Origin of the sequence: Diplocloster agilis (genome assembly GCF_019042275.1) — a bacterium.
Lineage (GTDB): Bacteria > Bacillota > Clostridia > Lachnospirales > Lachnospiraceae > Diplocloster > Diplocloster agilis.
This window is the reverse complement of record NZ_JAHQCW010000085.1, coordinates 1-1,733: the sequence shown is the minus strand read 5'-3', so window position 1 is coordinate 1,733 and position 1,733 is coordinate 1. Positions and strand designations below refer to the sequence as shown.

The following is a 1,733-nucleotide window of genomic DNA, read 5'->3' as shown; positions in this document are numbered from 1 at the left end:
GGTTCTTTCCAAAATTAGTTGAAAATAGATGTTTTTTAGTCCGAGTGTGGTATACTTGTAGCAGACTAAGGATGTTGTGGAGATACTGCATATGGATGAATTTATTAAGCTTTTGGATCCAGGCCTTGATTATGTGAGCCATGAAATAACAGGGGATACCATAGTGATTACGGTTATCTCGAATAAAGAGGAAGTGGTATGCCCTTACTGCGGTCATCCATCTTCCAAAAAGCATAGTGTATATGAACGAAGTTTTCAGGATCTGCCAGTCATGGGCATGAAAAGTAAAATCATTCTTCGTAACAGAAAGATGTTCTGTACAAACCCGGGGTGCAGCCACACCACATTTGCAGAAACATTCTCATTCATAAAACCAAAGGCAAAAAAGAGCCGCCGGCTTTTAGAGAAGATCGTTGATGTTTCCCTGAATGTCAGTTCATTGAACGCATCGGATATTTTAAAAAACGGGATTGCAGATGTTGGGAAAAGCACCATCTGCAATCTCTTAAAAAAAAGATATACCCCAGCCGGATAGAGAACAGGCACGCAGGGTATGCATAGATGATTTTGCCTTTAAAAAGAGACACACGTATGGGAGCATAATGATAGATATTGATACCCATCGGGTGATCGACCTGCTCCCTTCACGCGAGATTGAAGAGGTTGCGGAATGGCTTTCCCTGTTCCCAAACCTTGAGGTCGTATCCCGTGATGGTTCTGTATCTTATAACAGCGCGATAAAAAAGGCAAATGAAACGATCATACAGGTGAGTGACCGTTTCCATTTATTAAAAGGATTAACAGATGCGGCCAAGCGGGTCATCACCTCTCACGTCACATCAAACATAGGTGTTCCAGTATCCGCCTCTCATTATGAAGGAACAGAAACGGCAGATTACTGGGGGAAAGAGACCGGAAAAGAGGATTTTCCAACAAGGGAGCATAATGAGAGGTATCAGAAAAAGAAAAAGATGGTCGAGAAAGTCCTGGAACTGACTGCACAGGAATGGAAACGGACTGAGATTGCATCGGAGCTTGGCATAACCACCAGCACCGTGCGGAGGTATCAGTCTCCGGATTTTAATCCAGTATCCGGCAAATACAACACGACTCAGGACAGTAAGATAAAACCACATAGTGAAAAGATAAAACAAATGCTAAGAGACAAACACACTTTCCAGCAGATTGAAGAAGCCATAAAGAAAGACGGATATGATGGCGCGGCTTCAACAATACGGATGTATACCACCCGCGAACGGAAGCTGCTCAAAGAGGCAGGAAGGGACAGCCAGGGATTTATTGAAAAAATAGAGCGTAAATGGCTGATCAGTCTGTTATATAGACCGATCGATAAAGTAAAAAAGATATCTCAGGAGCAGCTTGATAAGGTCATAGAAAAATATCCAGTCATAGAAGTTGTGCATGATATCGTAAAGTCCTTCAAAAACACGCTGTTTTCTAAACGGCCGGATGAACTGGAAAAATGGCTGGAGGAAGCGGAAGGACTGGGAATCGAACAGATTAACAGCTTTGTAAACGGAATCCGTAGGGATATAGCTGCTGTAAAAAAAGCAATCGAACTTGATTATAATAATGGTCTTGCGGAAGGAAGTGTCAATAAGTTGAAGGTGATAAAACGGATTATGTATGGCCGCAACAGTTTTTTGCTACTTAAAGGAAAACTGCTGCGGCTTGAATCAAAGCGCAAAATCAACTAACTTTGGAAAGAACCA

Annotated in this window: 2 protein-coding genes; both read left to right on the top strand. The window is 42.2% G+C overall.

All coding sequences use genetic code 11. The features are described 5' to 3' along the window. Positions 1–91 precede the first annotated feature (91 nt). Positions 92–535 (top strand): transposase family protein, encoded by a 444-nt coding sequence (locus KTH89_RS24620; protein ID WP_158342554.1) that lies wholly within the window; start codon positions 92–94, stop codon positions 533–535. Continuing rightward, positions 519–1,718, top strand: a complete 1,200-nt coding sequence (locus KTH89_RS24615) for an ISL3 family transposase (protein ID WP_158342553.1) — start codon at positions 519–521, stop codon at positions 1,716–1,718. The genes KTH89_RS24620 and KTH89_RS24615 overlap by 17 nt, the downstream gene beginning before the upstream one ends. Positions 1,719–1,733 lie beyond the last annotated feature (15 nt).